This is a genomic window from Chitinophagales bacterium (assembly GCA_040877935.1).
Taxonomy (GTDB): domain Bacteria; phylum Bacteroidota; class Bacteroidia; order Chitinophagales; family CAIOSU01; genus JBBDNB01.
On sequence record JBBDNB010000004.1, the window covers coordinates 1 to 18,197 of the forward strand.

The 18,197-nt window shown below is 37.7% G+C and carries 15 protein-coding genes and 1 tRNA gene; 8 read left to right on the forward strand and 8 right to left on the reverse strand.

Going from position 1 to position 18,197, the window contains the following annotated elements; all coding sequences use genetic code 11:
- Window positions 1-217: 217 nt before the first annotated feature.
- The 4 genes from WD048_01160 (at window position 218) to WD048_01175 (ending at window position 4,972) form a co-directional block, all read left to right on the forward strand.
- Window positions 218-2,434 carry a hypothetical protein gene (locus WD048_01160; protein MEX0810792.1) on the forward strand — a complete coding sequence of 739 codons (2,217 nt, stop codon included), beginning with the start codon at window positions 218-220 and terminating at the stop codon, window positions 2,432-2,434.
- A 197-nt stretch (window positions 2,435-2,631) separates the two neighbouring features.
- On the forward strand, window positions 2,632-3,735 hold the full coding sequence (locus WD048_01165; protein ID MEX0810793.1) for a Fic family protein: 1,104 nt from the start codon (window positions 2,632-2,634) through the stop codon (window positions 3,733-3,735).
- A gap of 261 nt (window positions 3,736-3,996) precedes the next feature.
- Complete coding sequence (locus WD048_01170; GenBank protein ID MEX0810794.1) at window positions 3,997-4,281, forward strand: addiction module antidote protein; 285 nt, start codon at window positions 3,997-3,999, stop codon at window positions 4,279-4,281.
- Window positions 4,282-4,561: 280 nt separating this feature from the next.
- Window positions 4,562-4,972: a hypothetical protein gene (locus WD048_01175; GenBank protein ID MEX0810795.1), complete on the forward strand. Its 411-nt coding sequence runs from the start codon at window positions 4,562-4,564 to the stop codon at window positions 4,970-4,972.
- 413 nt (window positions 4,973-5,385) lie between these two features.
- On the opposite strand, the gene WD048_01180 is transcribed toward WD048_01175, so the two are convergent.
- Window positions 5,386-5,458 (reverse strand) — tRNA-Met (locus WD048_01180).
- A gap of 75 nt (window positions 5,459-5,533) precedes the next feature.
- Here WD048_01180 and era point away from each other — a divergent pair.
- From era to WD048_01200, 4 genes are all read left to right on the forward strand, one after another.
- On the forward strand, window positions 5,534-6,409 hold the full coding sequence (era, locus tag WD048_01185; GenBank protein MEX0810796.1) for a GTPase Era: 876 nt from the start codon (window positions 5,534-5,536) through the stop codon (window positions 6,407-6,409).
- A 74-nt stretch (window positions 6,410-6,483) separates the two neighbouring features.
- Window positions 6,484-7,800, forward strand: coding sequence for a ribosome biogenesis GTPase Der (gene der / locus WD048_01190; GenBank protein ID MEX0810797.1), 1,317 nt, complete (start codon window positions 6,484-6,486; stop codon window positions 7,798-7,800).
- A 72-nt stretch (window positions 7,801-7,872) separates the two neighbouring features.
- The gene (locus tag WD048_01195; protein MEX0810798.1) at window positions 7,873-8,352 is read left to right on the forward strand and encodes a nucleotidyltransferase substrate binding protein; all 480 of its coding nucleotides are present in this window, start codon (window positions 7,873-7,875) and stop codon (window positions 8,350-8,352) included.
- Entirely contained in the window at window positions 8,352-8,678 is a 327-nt protein-coding gene (locus WD048_01200; GenBank protein ID MEX0810799.1) for a nucleotidyltransferase domain-containing protein, read from the forward strand. The genes WD048_01195 and WD048_01200 overlap by 1 nt, the downstream gene beginning before the upstream one ends.
- 4 nt (window positions 8,679-8,682) lie before the next feature.
- On the opposite strand, the gene WD048_01205 is transcribed toward WD048_01200, so the two are convergent.
- From WD048_01205 to WD048_01235, 7 genes are all read right to left on the reverse strand, one after another.
- Window positions 8,683-9,273 (reverse strand): protein tyrosine phosphatase-like domain-containing protein, encoded by a 591-nt coding sequence (locus tag WD048_01205; GenBank protein MEX0810800.1) that lies wholly within the window; start codon window positions 9,271-9,273, stop codon window positions 8,683-8,685.
- Between the two features lie 14 nt (window positions 9,274-9,287).
- Window positions 9,288-9,848: a chalcone isomerase family protein gene (locus WD048_01210; protein MEX0810801.1), complete on the reverse strand. Its 561-nt coding sequence runs from the start codon at window positions 9,846-9,848 to the stop codon at window positions 9,288-9,290.
- A 145-nt stretch (window positions 9,849-9,993) separates the two neighbouring features.
- The gene (locus WD048_01215; GenBank protein MEX0810802.1) at window positions 9,994-12,366 is read right to left on the reverse strand and encodes a tail fiber domain-containing protein; all 2,373 of its coding nucleotides are present in this window, start codon (window positions 12,364-12,366) and stop codon (window positions 9,994-9,996) included.
- Window positions 12,367-12,508: 142 nt separating this feature from the next.
- Window positions 12,509-13,993 (reverse strand): T9SS type A sorting domain-containing protein, encoded by a 1,485-nt coding sequence (locus WD048_01220; protein ID MEX0810803.1) that lies wholly within the window; start codon window positions 13,991-13,993, stop codon window positions 12,509-12,511.
- A 336-nt stretch (window positions 13,994-14,329) separates the two neighbouring features.
- Window positions 14,330-16,405, reverse strand: a complete 2,076-nt coding sequence (locus WD048_01225; protein MEX0810804.1) for a penicillin acylase family protein — start codon at window positions 16,403-16,405, stop codon at window positions 14,330-14,332.
- A complete protein-coding gene (locus tag WD048_01230; GenBank protein ID MEX0810805.1) occupies window positions 16,402-16,626 on the reverse strand; it encodes a hypothetical protein in 225 nt (74 codons plus the stop codon). Before WD048_01230 ends, WD048_01225 begins: the two co-directional genes overlap by 4 nt.
- Complete coding sequence (locus WD048_01235) at window positions 16,623-18,068, reverse strand: serine hydrolase (protein ID MEX0810806.1); 1,446 nt, start codon at window positions 18,066-18,068, stop codon at window positions 16,623-16,625. The genes WD048_01230 and WD048_01235 overlap by 4 nt, the downstream gene beginning before the upstream one ends.
- Window positions 18,069-18,197: the final 129 nt, after the last annotated feature.

Genomic DNA, 18,197 nt, shown 5'->3' on the forward strand with positions numbered 1-18,197 from the left:
TTGAAAAATTAATGGAATCTTAGATTTATGGTGCTTTTCGACCAGACACTATTTAGAATGCATTTGAAGCTTGGGCATGCCTAAAGTTTAACTTAAGTGATTTATTTTAATTTATTAAATTCACAAAAAATTAAACTCTAAGACTATTTAGGTTTTGCCGACATGCATGTAGTTTTTTGAGGGGTGTAAATAAGTTGTGCTTAATTAAAGAAATGAAATGTCAGAAATCAAGATAAACAGAGATGCATTTAAATATGCCCTTTCCAATTTCGGAGAAGGAACCGTATTCGAAGAATTCGCCCAATCCTTTCTTTCAAGGATTGTTGGTGATAAGTTTATTCCAGTTGGAGGAACAAAGGATATGGGTATTGACGGTAGTCTTAGATTATTCGAAAGAACCACTAAACCAACTTTTATTTATCAAATATCTACAGAATTAGATGTACGGGGAAAGGTTAAAGATTCAATCGAAAAACTTATAAATAATAGAATTACAGTTTCACAATTTGTTTATGTAACAAGTAGAAAAGTCAATAATAAGAACGCCATAGAGGATGAGTTTTTAGAGCAAAGCAAAATACCATTGAAAATTTTCGATGTTGAATGGTTTGCAAGTAATGTTGTAAACGATGAAAGGCTTGTTCTTTTGTACGAAACATATATTGAAAGTAATATTCATGAATTCCAGAAACCTGACAAAGAATATGTCGTTGGAAATTTCATAAAAGACCCAAGGCTATATGTATTTATGCGCCAACAATTTAACTCATCTAGTAGTAATATAGCTATTGAAAATAAGTTAGCGGACACTTTAATTCTATATGGTTTAGAAGGAACTGCTTCTGAAACCAGAACCCTTAGAAGTTCTAACGATATTAAAAATCGTATTAGTCAATTAGTAAAATTTAATCCAAAACAGATTGGGAATACAATTGATGAAAGATTATTAGTGCTTTCTGAGAAACCAAGACAAATTAATTATCATTCACCTCAAAATGCTTATTGTTTGCCTTATTCGACTAGATTAATCTTAAGAGAAAGGGATATTGAAGAACGTGAAATATTCTCAAATTTTCAAAAGCGGACGGCAGCACAACTAAAGAATTACTTAAAAGATGTAGATGTCAAAGCAACTAAAGTTCTTGAGTTAATCGAACAAACTATACATAAAATATATTACAAACAAGGCATTGAATTTTCATCATTTGTGATTGAAGGGAAAAGCAAAGATATTATCGAGGTAGCTTTACCAGACATTGTAGGAGATGTTGTAGACAACAGTCACATTGCAGTTAAAAATAAAACAAAAGTCAAAAAAGCGTTATTAATGACAATTAGAAACATGTCATATAATGGTACTATTCATCAAAGAGAGTATTTAAGACGACTATCTCAGACATACAGTATGATGTTCTTATTAAGGTGGGATCCTCATTTAGCTGCTTCATTTCAAAAGATTGCTTCACAACTTAAGATTTATGTAGGCACCTCAATTTTAATTCCTGCATTGTCTGAAATTTTCCTGGAATCTAAGAAACGTAGGTATTGGAATTTACTACTTGGAGCCCATCAGTCGGGCGTTAAAATATTTATTAATCAAACAATTCTAGATGAACTTGTCAATCATTTTGGTATGATTCGACATAAATATAAAACTCAATTCAAGCCTGTTGAACAAGTATATCTAACAGACGAAATGAGCACTTACTATGTTGATGAGATAATGATAAGAGCTTATTTATATTCTAAACGTAGAGGCAAAGTAGATAGATTTAATGATTTTATTCAAGAGTTTGCACATCCTAGCTTAAATGATGCTCACAGAGATTTGAGGAATTTTCTAGAGGAAGAATTCAATATTCAATTTGAAGACACTTCAGAAATTGAGAAAAAACTAAATACGGAAGACATCCAACTACTTACAAATGAATTAGCTGAATTCAAAGGCTCGAAAGAAAGAGCACATACAGATGCTAAATTAATGTTGATGATTTACAAGATGAGAGAAATTAATGATGAGTCAGAAAGCAAGACAGTTTTTGGTTACAAAACATGGTGGTTATCGCAAGATATAAATACCTACAAAGCAATACAAACTGTTTTTGAGAATAGGTACAATGTGAATTGTTATATGAGAGCAGATTTTCTCTATAACTACATAGCACTTGCTCCAAAGAAAAATGAGATTGACAATATGTTCAAAGAAGTATTCCCAAGTATGATGGGGATCAATCTAAGCTTTCACATGCCTAAAGAAATTTGTACTCATATAAACAAATCTATTGTTCAGCATAAAGAAAGTTCTCCCACTAGAATTAAGCGTGCAATTCGAAATTATACCGAAAAATTAATGACTACGGATACAAAGAATTCTAAAAAACTGACATCGTATTTCGATGAAGAACTTAATAAAATATTGAAAGAAAATAACTAAGCCCTATCAACCTAAGAAAACATGGGAGGACAGGTAATCACCTCCTAATCCCGTACGACACCATACCATAAACCTTTTCCAGCAAGCATTAAGAACTGCCGTACAACAAACAAACGGGTTAATTATTGCAATAAATGCAACGATAAATTTTGAAATGCAACGATTACAGTGTATTTTCATTGCAAATAATGCAACGAATGAAGGTGTTCATACATCAACAGGATAATTGGCCAAACTTTGCCTGGAATGCGGAGAATATTGTCAATTTGCTCAGTGAAGCAAGAAATCTTCAAGGCCGATTGATAGGTAAAATGGAATCATTGGGATTTGATTTGAGAAGTGAGGCATTGCTGGATACATTGACATTGGATGTTTTAAAATCATCAGAAATCGAAGGGGAATATTTAAACCCAGACCAGGTTCGCTCATCAATTGCAAGGAGATTGGGAATGGAGATTGCCGGTTCTGTAGATTCTGACAGAAATGTTGACGGTGTTGTTGAAATGATGCTTGATGCCACACAAAATTGCTTTGAACCAATAACTTCGGATAGACTTTTTGATTGGCATGCGGCTCTTTTCCCAACTGGTAGAAGCGGGATGTATAAAATAACTGTTGCAGATTGGAGAAAAGATACAACAGGACCAATGCAGGTTGTATCAGGAGCTTTGGGAAAAGAAAAAATACATTTTCAAGCACCTGATTCCCAATTAGTAAAGCATGAGATGCTTATATTCCTGGACTGGTTCAATAATTACAATAAAATCGATTTAGTAATAAAAGCAGCAATAGCCCATCTATGGTTTGTAACCATTCATCCATTTGAAGATGGCAATGGCAGAATAACAAGGGCATTGACCGATATGTTATTAGCTCAGGCTGATAAAACAAATCAACGCTTTTATAGTATGTCGGCTCAAATCAGACAAGAACGTAAAGGATATTATGAGATACTTGAAAAAACACAAAAGGGTAATCTTGATATTACTGAATGGATAAAATGGTTCTTACAATGTTTGATAAATGCCTTAAAATCAACTGATTCAACTCTAACAGGGGTTCTGTTCAAGGCTGATTTTTGGAAAAGACATTCAAAGACAATTATAAATGAAAGACAGAAAAAGCTTTTAGATAAACTTTTAGATGGATTTGACGGTAAATTGACATCTTCGAAATGGGCAAAAATTGCTAAATGTTCAAAGGATACAGCGATTAGAGACATTAACGATTTGATTGGCAAAAATATATTACAAAAAGAACCAGCAGGAGGGCGAAGTACAAATTATGAATTAAAGAAATGAAAAGTACCGGCAGGTAATCCGAGACAGCTAACGGTCAAATGACGCCAGTGCGCCCCCACCTGTCCGCCCACATAGTTGGAACATGGTCAAATAGGTATTCGGAGGGCATGAAGCATTCGGACAGCCCTCACATCCAAGAAGCTGGCATTTATCGTCAGCACCACCCTTTGGGGCGTTCACTTTAATAAACTTACATGAACTAAATTCATCCAAAAGTTATTTAATTTTGTATCCGAATAGATACACTAATTATGTTCAACAATGGGAACTTCAAAATTTGAAATAGCAGATTATTTGGACAGCAAAGAAATGATTGCAGAGTATCTAAACGCTGTGTTGGAAGAAGGGGACAATGCTGATGTTATTAATGCAATTGGTCATATTGCAAAGGCTATCGGAATGACAAAAATCGCGGAGGAAACAGGTTTGAGCAGACCGAGTTTATACAAAGCTCTATCTGACGGAGCAAAACCTCAATTTGCAACAATAATGAAAGTATTAAAAGCCATTGGAGGACAAATACAAGTGAATCCAAGATCTGCGTGAAAAAAAGACAAATTCCGCACTCGTTCGCTATGCGGCAAACGAGCGCGAGTGGGGCGCACAATGGCTATAGTTAATACGAGTTTTGGTATTTAACTAAAAGTTTTAGAGCTTTAAACCAAGACTGCCAAATCTTTTTGATTTAGCTTTATAAATGAAAAGATAAAATAAAAAGTTTTGGCTAAGTGCTTAATCGAAAGTTCACTACTTTTAATTCCCGTACTAACCATAGCCGATACGTTAGGCAAGTAAAATTTTTCATTCACCATAAAAAACAAACACAATGAAAAACAGATTTTTAATTTCAATTGGAGCAGCAGTTTTTAGTTTAATCATCTTTTCTCAATGCAGTAAAGATGACGATAACAATAATAGCGACAATTGGGCGGCTGCGGTAGCTGGGACTTATACCGGAACAAGCCAAGTGGAATGCGGTCCAGGGGAGCCTGAATCTGGCAGTCTTACCTTTACGCGAACAGGTGATAAACAGCTTACAATGCAGGGAACTTTTGGGAGTGATACTTATTGTTTGGACAGTTTGACGATGAATTCATCTACTACATTTACTATCGGTGAATATGATGGTTGTATAGCTGAACCTGCAACAGGAAGCGGGACTTTTACAGGGAACAGCATTAGTTTTTTAGTAAACTATACTGGTTGGTGTTCATTTACAATTCAGGGAACAAAATAATTGGATTGTATAGCAGCAAGGTGGAAAAATGTGAAAAACACGAGGGAGTAACCTGCCCCCAATCGAGACGGCTGACGGTCAAATTGTTGCTACACATTAGGAGCATATCACTTTAAAAACCAACGCATGATTATCGAGACAGAAGCCGCCAAAAAACTTGTAATTAAATATTTTAAAATCAAATAATATAGGACATATATCAGAACCAAAAAACGTTGACTTCATTATAGAAGCCCTCCCCTTTCAGATAAAGAAAGACGGGAAATAAGTGAGTTCATTGAAGAGTTGAAGAGGAAAAAAAGCAGGAAATCAACGACAAAACGAAAAAAGCCAAGCTCACAACAGCGGCTATAAAAAATAGGACAATCCAAACACAAAAAAAGCCCCGGCAAAACTGCCGAGGCTTGTCGTAGTAGCAGGGACAGGACTCGAACCTGTGACCTTTGGGTTATGAGCCCAACGAGCTACCAACTGCTCCACCCTGCGATGTGGGTGCAAATATACGCTTAGTTTATCAAAAGGCAAAAATTTACCGTAATTTTGCCCTTCTTTTAAAAAGCCATGCACCAATCCGGATTTGTAAATATCATAGGCCGTCCCAATGTCGGGAAATCAACACTGATGAATGCATTGGTGGGTGAAAAACTGTCTATCATCACCCCCAAGGCACAGACCACAAGACATCGTATTTTCGGCATACTGAATGGGGAAGATTTTCAAATCGTGTTTAGCGACAGTCCGGGCATTATCATTAAGCCAGTTTCAGGATTGCACGAGGCCATGATGAAAACTGTGGAAAGTTCCTTCAAGGACGGGGACATCATCATGCTGATCACCGAGCCGGGCGAACCGATACAACAACTGGAAGAAGCGCTGAATAAGATCAAATCGCTCGAAATCCCTAAATATTTGGTGCTCAATAAAATTGACAAATTAAAAAAGGAAGAACTGCTGCCTTTGCTGAAACACTGGGACGATCAGAAGATTTTCGATCATGTATTTCCCGTTTCCGCACTGAAAAAAAGAAATACAGATGAGCTGCTGCGGCAAATTCTGAAAGACCTGCCCGAAAATCCGGCATGGTATCCGAAAGACCAGCTTACTGATAGGCCAGAGCGCTTTTTCGTTTCTGAAATCATCCGCGAAAAGATATTTATCCATTACAAACAGGAAATCCCCTATTCCTGTGAAATCGTAACTGAGGCTTTCGAGGAAGAAGAAAAAATCATCCGTATCCACTCCATCATTTACACGGAGCGGGAATCGCAAAAAAATATTATAATAGGCAAGAAAGGAAGCGGAATAAAGCGCATTGGTACAGAAGCGCGAAAGGATATGGAACGCTTTTTTGAAAAGAAGATTTATTTGGAATTATTTGTGAAAGTCAAAGAGAAATGGCGGGACAATCCAAACCAACTCCGCCAGTTCGGATATTAAGAGGTGCTGTTATCATTAAATATAATGCCACAGTCAATAAGTAAATAACCAAATAGCTAAATAACCAAATAAGAATGGGATATACAGTAGCCATAGTAGGAAGGCCAAATGTGGGCAAGTCCACCCTTTTCAACAGATTGATCGGGGGGCGGCAGGCTATTATCGACAACCAAAGTGGTGTGACCCGTGACCGCCAATACGGTGTTTCAAATTGGAACGGCAAGGCTTTCAATGTGATTGACACCGGGGGGTTTGTAGATCATTCCAGCGATCTTTTTGAGAAAGAAATCAAAAAGCAAGTGAAAATTGCCATTACCGAGGCCTCGGCCATTCTGTTTGTCGTGGATGTGAGCACCGGTATCACCGATCTGGACATGCAACTGGCCGACTTGCTGCGTAGGGAATCCAAAAAAGTATATCTCGTAGTCAACAAGGTAGATAACACCAACCGCCTTTATCAGGCCAGCGAATTCTACAGCCTGGGCTTTGAAAAACTTTTTACCATTGCCTCCATCAGCGGAAGTGGCACCGGGGAATTGCTCGATGCGCTGTGCGAGGATATAAAACCCGAGGAAGTGGTTCAGGAAGATCAGGACGATGAACTGCCCAAAATTGCTATTGTAGGTCAACCCAATGTGGGAAAATCCTCTTTACTGAATGCATGGGTAGGCAAAGAGCAGAATATCGTGACTGATATTGCTGGTACTACACGCGATGCCATCAATACCCATTACAAACTCTATAATAAAGATCTGCTATTAATTGATACTGCCGGAATCCGTAAGAAATCCAGCGTAATGGAAGACCTGGAGTTTTACTCTGTAATCCGCGCCATCAATTCCATCGATCAGGCAGATGTTTGTGTACTTATACTTGACGCTACATTGGGCATCGAATCGCAGGATCTGGCCATTTTCAGACAAGCGGAAAAGAAAAAGAAAGGCATTGTAATAGCAGTGAACAAATGGGATTTGATTGAAGACAAATCCCAGGAAAGTGTAAAAGCTTTTCAGGAAACTTTGATTGAAAAATTCGCTCCTTTCAGGGATTTACCTATTGTCTTTATTTCTGCCCTGGAGAAAAAACGCATTTCAAAAGTACTGGATATTGCCCTGGAAGTAGCTAAAAATAGAAGGTTGCGAATTACTACTTCTGCATTAAATAAATTTCTGGAAAAAAGTATGGAAAAATTCAGTCCGCCTGCTGTGAAAGGAAAATATGTGAAAATAAAGTACGTGACACAATTGCCCACCCACACGCCAACTTTTGCCTTTTTCTGCAATCATCCGAAATACATTCGCCTGCCCTATAAAAACTACCTGGAAAACCAGTTGAGAAAATCCTTCTCATTGACCGGAGTGCCAATAAGGATGGTTTTTAGGGATAAGTAGAAACTGATTATAGCTTAATTCTTCCTGTGATAATTGTTTAGTTTAGCAATATGTTTTCTAAATTGAATCTTTATGGATAAGCACAAAGACATTCGTTGGGAGCAACGATTTTCAAATTTTAACAAGGCAATGTCCAAACTTGACAGAGCTGTAACACATATAAAATCCGAATATTATTCTGAAGGTTCTTTTAATGAAGACCTTTTTGAAGAAGGGGATGATATTATTCGCGAAGGCCTGATTAAGCGCTTTGAGTACACCCATGAATTAGCCTGGAATGTTATGAAAGATTTCATAAAAGATCATGGTAATGCAGAGATTTTTGGTTCTAAAGATGCCACAAGAGAAGCTTTTTCTTTGGGCTTGATCAGCAACGGAAAAGTGTGGATGGAAATGATCAAAAGCAGAAATAAAACCTCTCACACATACAATGAAGAAATTGCCAATGAAATTTTTATTAATATACTTGATAAATACCACAAGGCTTTCCTTGATTTTCAAAAATTAATGGAAGATAAAAGAAGTGGTGAACAAGGTAAAATCTTTGAATAATGCTCTTTGGATTAGAAAGTGATGATATAAATAAGATACATAGCGTGTTTTCCCGATATCCTCAAATTGAAAAAGTCATAATATACGGGTCACGTGCAAAAGGCAATTACAGACCTGGTTCAGATATTGACTTGGTGTTGCTGGGTGAATTCCTGAACCTTAGCATCCAATTAGAATTAGAAAATGAATTGGATGACCTGCTGTTGCCCTATAAAATAGACATAGCACTATTACATAAAATTGAAAACAAAGATTTGCTGGATCATATTGACCGGATAGGTAAAGTCTTTTATGAAAAGAGTTTGAGCACCAGAACAGGTAGTTGATAACTTAATTCAAAATTTTTTCTTTCCGCTGCTTCCACATATAAAGGTACATTTTCGGAAAGAACAAGATGTACAATACCGCAACAACAGCCATAAACCATACCTGCCACTGATCAACTGCTATTCCATGCTGAGTGGCCCAGGCATAAAGAATCATCAATTCGCCCGTAACACCAATGGGATAAAGAAAGATGAAAAAAGTATAGCGGCACCAGGTCAAAACAGCAATAGAAGTATTTCTTAAAAGTGTGAGATAGTATGCATAACGGATAATTTCAGTTAGCGACCAGGCAAATACAGCCAATTGCAAACCGCTGATGCCCATAAATTCAGGCCAGGGCCCTCCATGAAATATATTGATCAATATCAGAATAAAAATACGTGAGCTGACCTGAATGGCTGTAGTAAAGACCGGGGATTTTACCCATTTTAAAGCTGCATGCAGAATTTCGAGCAATGCTGCACCTTGTGCAATATTCAAAAGCGTGAGACTCACAAAATCGAGCTTGCCGGAATCTGCTACAAAAAGCACTAGCACAATCGCCCAAAGCAGGGATAGGGAAAAATTATAAAACTGGAGATAAATCTTAAGCATTGTTTAAGCGCAACTTATAGATTTAGCATAGCCTCTTTCAAGCCTGAATCTACTGGATTATCAGAAAGCCAGATGCCAATGAGTGCTTTTTTGAAATCCATACCACTTACAGTGCTGATATATTTACCATTTTTATAGGACTTCACTCCTTCTCCGGGTACATAATAGAGGTCGAAAATATCATTCTCAGTAATTTCTTCACCTGAAAAATTAGCGATAAAGGCATCGATCTTATCTTGAATTGGCGCGGTGTTTCCATCGGTAGAAGCTATAAATCCTTCGCGGGTAGCTTCCGACATATTGTCGCTGCTCACCATACTTGATGTGATGTGCAGGCGAATGGCCATAGGCTTATCTGCATTGATGATTTCCTTTGCATTTTTGCTTTTTTCAGGCAAGTACAAACCACCTACATAAATCTTGAAGAACAGTTTTTTACGAATGCCGCCACCGTTTAGCACCAGCTTTGAACCTTCCTTGTCCAACACCGCAGGCAAGGTGATGTTATTGATTTCAGTTTGTGCGCTTAAAGTAAACACAGGGAAAATTAGGAGTAGTAAAATTAATTTGTTCATGCTTTTTTGTTTCAAATATAAAGAAATGAAAGTGATTTATGGTTTATATTTAATACATATCCATTAAATTTAAACGAACACTCAATTATCGTGTAAAAAAACTCAAAACGAAAATTATTTACTATATTATTATATGTTTTATATATTAATTTGACTTAAGCATCTTCTTGGTTTCTATTGCTTCTCCATCTATTAATAAAGTATAACTATAAGTCCCCGCTGAAAGATTTGAAGCAAAAACTGTGACTATCCCGTAACCATTCTCTACATCTACTTCCTTTACAATTCTTCCAATTGCATCATAGAATATTATTCTAGATGAATTCACTTCATTTGGAATATAATAAGATATTGTTGTCTGCTCTGCAAAAGGATTGGGGACATTTTGTTCCAATACCACCTGCAATGGATTTAAATCTACTGCAATTTGATTAATAAAAGTTTCATTTTCTGAAGTTGAATTGGTTTTCCGTTGATTGGCCCCGCAACAATCCATCATCCCCTGCTCTAAAGAAGTAAGTCTCTGATTAACAGAAGAAGATAATGAATCAATAACTCTTTGTTGCCTAATTACACTACTTATAAGCAGTGGTATAAAACCACTATAGTCAACACCTTTATAGTGCACTTGAGGCACCAGCGTATTCCCATCATTGTCTCTTTGCTCCGGGTGGATAATATCTTTCACAAGCTCTGGGAAAACATTCTCCACATCTTGTGCAATCAAACCGAAATGGTTATTACCTACAGGAAGATTAATAGAAGGAAAAGCTGAAGTCATATAATGATAGCTTTTAGGCTCTAATTGGAGTAATCTCTGCAATGCAGTATTAGGGTCAATATTAGTTATGTTATCCTTAAACTTGCGATCAGATACCCAAGTTAACCCCCCGGTTACATGTACATCTCCATCAAAATAACCAGCATAATGGTTAGGTGCTCCAAATGGTCCATAAGCAGCTTCTGCAAAAATACCATAGTTAACTCCTGTTGTGCCATATGCGCTAAACCGACCACCCATATTTTCATGACTAGACTCCGCTGCCCTTCCTTGTACTCCTACATTAACTGCTGTAGTACTTGAATGCTCTGCTATACCACTTACTCCTTTATTTTCAGATTCAGAACCTGATGCTTGACCTGCAACTGCTAAATTTGTTGCTGAGGTAGATTCTTCAGCAAAGCCTGCAATACTTAAATTGACGTCTAGAGCACCCCTACTTTCACCTACAACACCGTATATTGCACTTTGATTATTATTTGCTTCGCTAATCCCATATACTGCAGCCAAGTCTAATTCATTTTTTGATTCTAGTGTTGCTATTGAAGGAATTACATTTACACCAGCTCTTTGGCCATCATCATAGATAATACTTTCACAGATGGTATTTGTTCCACTGATCCATTTTGTCAAAAAATTAGCTGTTGAAGTGGTACAGGCTAATACATCTCCTCCGCCCGGATTATCAACCAAAATGACATCACCATCTGGGTTTACACTAAGTACTTTTCCATTAGCAGCTTGTGTTGAAGAACTCGATGTTAGTTGCGTAAACCTCAGCCCGCTATTGTCCGCTGTGCCCTGATCTATTTCAAGCTTATTGGCGGGTGTGGTAGTTCCTATGCCTACATTGACAGATGCCGTAGCACCATTAAGCCCGTTAATGCTGCCTAAAATCAAGGTGTTATTTTCGGTAGCAGTAGCATATGCTCCTATAGCTGTGGCATTTATCAAATTACTTGAGCCGGGAGTTGCATATGCACCCAAAAATGTATTATTATGACCTGTAGTATTACTTTCTCCTGCTTGTTGTCCAACAAAGGTGTTTTCATAACCTGTTGTATTAAATGAGCCAGCTCCTGATCCTAGGAAAGCATTAAAACTACCAGTTGTATTTTCTAACCCAGAAAGATATCCAAAAAACGCATTTACTCTACCACTACTGTTTTTAAGACCTGAATGATATCCAAAAAATGAATTACAATCACCATCGAAATTTAAGTTGCCTGCATAACCACCAACAAATGTATTTTGATAACCTGTTTGATTTGTCGTACCTGATGAAATTCCCATAAAAACATTATCTGAACCTGTTGTGTTGCTCAATCCGGCAGCTGCCCCTATAAAGGTGTTCCATGCTCCGGTTGTATTATTTGCTCCTGATATATTTCCGAAAAAGGAGTTGGCTGAGCCACTAGTATTAACGCTTCCAGAGCTGTAGCCAAAAAAAGAGTTATAATCTCCTGAGTTGTTATTGGTTCCAGCACCAGCTCCAAAAAAGGTTCCCTCCACACCTGTATTATTCTCCCCCGCTCCCTCGCCCACAAACATATTTCCCGTGCCGGTATTTTTCAATATACTCACCCCGCCTATCCTATAATCCCCACTCACATTGATATTGCCAAATACATCAAATTTTTCTGCGGGCGAAGAAGTGCCAATGCCTACATCGCCACCGGCTTTTATCATTATTCTTTCAAAACCAGATGTGTGAATTGGAAAATCTTCATTGTCCACAGTTCCAATAAAATTTCCTCCAGTAGATGAATTTCCACCTAAGTCCCAAGATTGGGCTTTAGCTGTTTGAATATTGCAAGCTACCAGCATTACAATGATTCCGATAAGATTTTGTGTTTTCATAATGAGTGGTTTTTAAGGTTTAATTAATGGTTATGATTTTTGCGGTGTGCAGAAAATTTTCTCCCTGAATTTTCAGAATATATACTCCCTGTGGAATATTCTTTCTCATAATTTCCATAGTGATTAGTATATTTCTGTTATCAATATAATATGCCCTTCCCTGTAAATCATGAATAGTTATCCGGCAGTTTTTTACCGGCTTATTTAATTCAATTGTTAGCTTGTCGTAAAAAGGATTGGGATATATCGCTACCGAATCATTATTTAACAATGTTAAATGCTGATTTTCCATACCGACAAAGCAGGGGTATGCAGCAGGGTCTTCATTAAAATAGCTTTGAATTAAATTATTCAGTCCGGTTCCGCTTCTTCCGTATAACCTGATTGCATGAAGTTCAAAATTGCAGGATAATCCCAATGCGTTGGGATTATGGATAACAGCTAATGAATCAATCAGGTTGGAGTTAGCATGTTTTCCTATGTATATTTTTCCATTGGGGGCTAAATGTATTCCTTGTAAACTAAACCCGGGATTTATTAATGGAGTTTGCCCTATCAATGCTCTGCTGTTTACTATTGTTGCTGAATCACCTGAGGATACATCAAACTGGTGAATCATGGCAGGCAATCCGCCTCCCGATACAGAGCATATATACAATTTAGTTCCATCGGGTGAAAAAGTAAGGTTATTTTCGTTTAAACTACTGTCAGTTGGAAGTGTGATAGCATTAGATATTATACCATTAGAATTATCAAAATCAAATAGTTGAACGACCCCTAATAATTTTGCCACATATGCAATTTTCTTACCGTTAGGAGAAAGCTTCATGCCTCCAAAATATCCATTGGTATTATTTATTACATACCCTGCACTTGAAATAACAGGATTGGTAACTACACCCGTATCTGTAACCAAATAGGCATAAAAATTATTGGAATTTCGCTGGTGAGAAACCACCCATACATCTCTGCAATTGCTGTGGTGCACGGCAGTTTGTTTCACAGTCGGGTCGGCATACAATGGATTGTTAATAGATATTATCGCGCCTAAGCCCCCTTCCATATTCATATCTACAATATGATATAAATAGGGAGGATAATTTCCTCCTCTTTCATAAGTGAATATATATATCAAACCATTGTTTGAAGGGTTAGGGACAAATAAATAATGTTGAGGTTGGCTGGTATATTGCGATGAGCCGCTCATTATTACCTTACTATTTGCCATAGAGTCGTGCAATGCATTGGCAATAAACGGAAACTGAGTAGGATACATCTGTAAGTTACCGTCAGCATTGCTAATAGTGCAGGCAGTGCTGCCCACATTTACACCATTGGTAAGCACAACGGGCTGCCCGCTGCTAAAGTCAAGCCCCGGTGCGCCATACCCTGTATAGGCAGTTCCGAAATACCAGATATTAGCTCTTTTTTTATCTAATGTGGGTAATTGTGCAAACACACTATAACAAAAAGAAATCAACAGTATGGAGAGAAAAGATTTCATAATTCAGAGGGTTTTGTTTTCTAAATATATCGAATAAATCTTACTTCTCTGCTATCAGGTTCAGCTCTTTTTTGAGCATTTCAATTTCTTGTTTCAGTTGAAGGATGAGTGCAAGCAGGTCGTGGGTATCTGTGGCGGTGTTTACAAGATATTGCGAGGCGGCAACAGTGCCGGTTACATCTAAGGTATAGGACGGAGCATCGGTGCCGAAACCGATATCACCATTTTCGTCAACTGCTATTCTTTCCGTGTTTTTTTATTATAACAAAAATGGAATATGGTTCAGTTCTTCCAATATTTTATTGCATAGAAAATTAAGCTCAATGCACAAAATTATTATTGAACTTCCCCCGGCTTATAAACAGCCCTGGCATTTTCAAAAATCTGTTTTTTGTTCATAGTCACTTTCTTGGTGATCTGTTTGCTGAACAAATCCATCTGGTCTGTATAGTGCGGACTTTCGGGTTTTGCAGAAGCACCATAGGCCACCTGAGACTCCATTCTAACCGGCCCTTTGGGGCCATATTCCACAATAAGCGTATAAGAATCACCAACATAAGCAACGTACTTTCCATCTTTGGCTTTTTTGGTATAATTGGCCGCCAATACATCGGGAAAACCAGGCAGGAAAACTTCCTTGTCGCCCCTTCTTAAAACATGAATATCGCGCAAAGGCACTTCATCGGATTTAAAGTGTTTTTCCAAATGATCTATACTTGCTCCAAGTGCTTCTATAAACAAAGCCTCGTTCATTTCCAACCCCTGGTAAAAAATCTTATCGGTATAGTTTTTCTTTTGAAATACATAATCTAAAGTAAGGAGAAAATAAGTCGCTGCAATGGAGTAAGGTTTTGCTTCTTTATTCCAGGCTTGCATCTTCTTGATATATTTTTCAAGTTCAGGATATTTTGCAGCATCTATTTCGGAAATAATATTTAACGAATCGAGAAAAACCCCGCTTTCAGGGTATTTGTTGTCAAACTTTATATCCTTTACATCTTCATAACTGACTTTATCATACAAATCAATCAATTCCATAAAACGCAAACTGCGATTGTTATTGGTGGATTTAAAGCCCATATGGCTGGGAAAGCATTTAAACGGCATATCTTTCTCCTCGCAAGTGGCATTGTAGGGTGTATTGTTTGTATTGAACACATAGCCACAGTCGGGATTTTTGATCTGCGGCAATTCCTCTATGGTATAGAATTCATCCCAAACCAAGTCTGAGGTATGGCCGGGCTGAACTTTTGTCCAGTCGCGTGCGCTGTCTCTTTTGGGCAGTTTTCCGTAATTGATATATAAAATATTCCCTTCCCTGTCGGCATAAACGGTATTGAAACGGGGAATAGCCAACATATCAAATGTCTCATAAAACTCATCAAAATTTGTGGCTTTATTCATGTAGTACCACTGTTGCGATGCATTGATGTCCATATTACTGGCCCAGCGAATGGCATAAAAATCGCCTTGTTTGGACTGGATTACAAAACCAAGTTTGCTCCAGTAGGTTTTCTTCCCAACGGGAATACGTAAAAATGAAACTTTCACTTTCAATTTCACTTTGCGTTCTTCCAGCTCAAGCCATTCTCCATCGTATTCGTATTTGAGCTTTTCATCGGGATGCATTTTCAATTTATAGACATCCACCAAATCCAATTTATTGAAAGTATGTGTCCAGCCCAAATACTGATTGGTACCCACAAAAATGGAAGAAGCCCCCGGAAATGTAGCGCCATATACATCAAGCCCTTCTTCGCTCTGCAAATGTGCTTCATACCAACTTATAAAACCCTCAAATGGCAAATGCGGATTGGCACAAAGAATGGGATTTCCTGATTCGGTTTTATCAGGCGCAAAAGCAAATGCATTGGAGCCGAATTTAATTTTTTCATCGTCATATTTCCCTTTCATAATTTTTTGAATAGGCACATGCGCATAGGAAATGAGCCCGGTAATTAGGTGAGAACCAACAAGAATATCCTGGGCTGTAATGGGGAATATTTTTTTGTGTAAAATCTCTTTTGGATTGGCATCGGCATAGTCATTTGCTCCTTTTGCATAAGCTTCTATATAAGCCCTGTATTCAGGCGTCAACTGCTTGTCATACTGCTCCTCCACAACCTCCCTGGATCTAAAGGCATGCACCAGGTAGTCCATATTGGCCCCATCCTTGCCCAGGATACGTGCCTGAAGGCCTTTGGCAGCTGCTATAGTTTCCTGCATGGTATTAAAGTCGTCTTCTGCATTGGCCCAGGCCAGACCATAGGCAACATCCACATCTTTTTCACCAAAAATATGCGGCACGCCAAACTTATCTCTTACGATTGTTACATGTTCTGCATAATTGCGCTGTGCTGATAATTGAAAAATAAATAGGAATGAGAATAGTAATGAAAGCAGTTTTTTCATGGATAAAAAGTAAGTTTAGTTGAGTAAATAAATATTTTTTCTATTTGGCTTGAAGTCCAGGTTTTGGCGTTCAGTATATTAATTGCTTTGGGCAAAAAAAGACCGGGAATTAACTGTCTGAATTCAGAATGGAAAAAACTTCCCCCGGCATACAACATTGGCAAAAAGAAAATATAGTACAAGGATACAACAGCAATAAAAAAGAGAAATCTTTGCTTCATTGGACTACCGAGTCATTTTTAGCGAAGAAATATTCCTGGCCCGGTATTTCTATGGCCATTCCCAAAATATTTTGGTTTCGATAATCAAGCGTTGCCTTTACTTTTCCCGAGCTGGCTGAAAAACTGGCTCCTGAGATTCGGGTGAGCTTAAGCTGTTCATCATCACAATCATTAAAGCCAATAATACTAAGCTTGTTGTTTTCAAATTTAACAGAAAGTGATTTACCATTTTTACCCTGGTAATTCCCTTCCACAAATTGCAATTGACTTTCGCTTACTATTTCCTGATGCGCATCCCAAACCATTGCTAATTTCGATAAGCTTTTGCCCCAGCGGAAACCCCGTTCGCTTTTCCCCTGCCTTACAATAACTATATTCAATTCAGGATTGACATAAATGGCCTGTCCTCTGTAACCTCCGGCAAAAAAATCTTTTTTAGTGGTCATTGCTTTCTCCTGTGGATAAGTGTCCAGCCAGAAGCAATTGGAATAACGCCATGCAGAGCCCTCTGAAGTGTCGCGCATACTAGAACGCTCCACCCACCATTCGGGAAGAATTTGTTCTCCTCTCCATTTTCCTTTATTGGCATACAAAGTGCCAAATTTTGCCAAATCCCTGGCACAGGCAGCTATTCCACCATAGGCTTTTTGATTGCGTTCTTTATCCACCGTAAAATAGCCATCGTATTCCATTCCGAGAGGTTCCCACAATTTTTCTTGAAGGTATTCGTAATAAGGTTTTCCCGTAGCTTTTTCAATGCATATTCCCAGTAAAAAAGTAGAATAAGATTTGTATTTAAATACAGTACCCGGCTCATAGCGCATGGGCACTTTTTCAATCATTGTTGTCTGGTCATTGGAATAATACAACTCCATCAATTTGTAGAGCGTGCTGTAATCGTAAAAATCAAGCCCTGATGTCATTTGCAGCAAATGATTGATCGTGATTTCATTTTTTTTGCCCTGTTTAAATTCAGGAATAAAATCACTGATTGGCTGGTCCAGGCTGCTAAATTTTCCTTCTTCAAGAGCAATACCCGCAAGTGCCGAAGCAAAACTTTTACTCACTGAAAAAACAATGGATTGCATGTCCTGATCAAAGTCATTAAAATAATTCTCATAACGAATGGTATCATTTTGAATGACAATCAATGCAGTTGTATTGGAGCGCTCAAGAAAATCTTCAGGAGAATCCCACCTTTTTACAACAGGTTGTTTTCTTGGAAAATACCCGATATTTTCAACTGCCCACAAGGCAGGGTCAGGAATATTTCCTACTTCTTTTCGTGGAAATACATAGGGATTAGTAGATTTTTTGAGTTCATGCCTTGGCATGCGATAAACATCAGCGATATCAGGAAGTTTATAGCGCCATAAATTAATTAATGTAGTGCATCCCGAAAATAAAAACATCAGGAAAAACGCACTAAGAAAATACTTCATTTGTAAAGAGAAACTTTGGAGATTAGAAACACTACTACTAAGACAAATCTAAGCTACAAATCGTTGCAGGTAAAGTCAATTTTATTGAAAAAATGTTTTCATCCAAATCTTTATATTTACTCTAATGTT

What these genes read in the sequence shown, in the direction of transcription:
- der (MEX0810797.1), top strand. Translation starts at nt 6,484, where the DNA reads ATGGGATATACAGTAGCCATAGTAGGAAGGCCAAATGTGGGCAAGTCC.
- WD048_01205 (MEX0810800.1), bottom strand. Translation starts at nt 9,273, where the DNA reads ATGCTTAAGATTTATCTCCAGTTTTATAATTTTTCCCTATCCCTGCTT.
- WD048_01160 (MEX0810792.1), top strand. Translation starts at nt 218, where the DNA reads ATGTCAGAAATCAAGATAAACAGAGATGCATTTAAATATGCCCTTTCC.
- WD048_01230 (MEX0810805.1), bottom strand. Translation starts at nt 16,626, where the DNA reads ATGAAGCAAAGATTTCTCTTTTTTATTGCTGTTGTATCCTTGTACTAT.
- era (MEX0810796.1), top strand. Translation starts at nt 5,534, where the DNA reads ATGCACCAATCCGGATTTGTAAATATCATAGGCCGTCCCAATGTCGGG.
- WD048_01165 (MEX0810793.1), top strand. Translation starts at nt 2,632, where the DNA reads ATGAAGGTGTTCATACATCAACAGGATAATTGGCCAAACTTTGCCTGG.
- WD048_01225 (MEX0810804.1), bottom strand. Translation starts at nt 16,405, where the DNA reads ATGAAAAAACTGCTTTCATTACTATTCTCATTCCTATTTATTTTTCAA.
- WD048_01210 (MEX0810801.1), bottom strand. Translation starts at nt 9,848, where the DNA reads ATGAACAAATTAATTTTACTACTCCTAATTTTCCCTGTGTTTACTTTA.
- WD048_01200 (MEX0810799.1), top strand. Translation starts at nt 8,352, where the DNA reads ATGCTCTTTGGATTAGAAAGTGATGATATAAATAAGATACATAGCGTG.
- WD048_01195 (MEX0810798.1), top strand. Translation starts at nt 7,873, where the DNA reads ATGGATAAGCACAAAGACATTCGTTGGGAGCAACGATTTTCAAATTTT.
- WD048_01235 (MEX0810806.1), bottom strand. Translation starts at nt 18,068, where the DNA reads ATGAAGTATTTTCTTAGTGCGTTTTTCCTGATGTTTTTATTTTCGGGA.
- WD048_01170 (MEX0810794.1), top strand. Translation starts at nt 3,997, where the DNA reads ATGGGAACTTCAAAATTTGAAATAGCAGATTATTTGGACAGCAAAGAA.
- WD048_01175 (MEX0810795.1), top strand. Translation starts at nt 4,562, where the DNA reads ATGAAAAACAGATTTTTAATTTCAATTGGAGCAGCAGTTTTTAGTTTA.
- WD048_01220 (MEX0810803.1), bottom strand. Translation starts at nt 13,993, where the DNA reads ATGAAATCTTTTCTCTCCATACTGTTGATTTCTTTTTGTTATAGTGTG.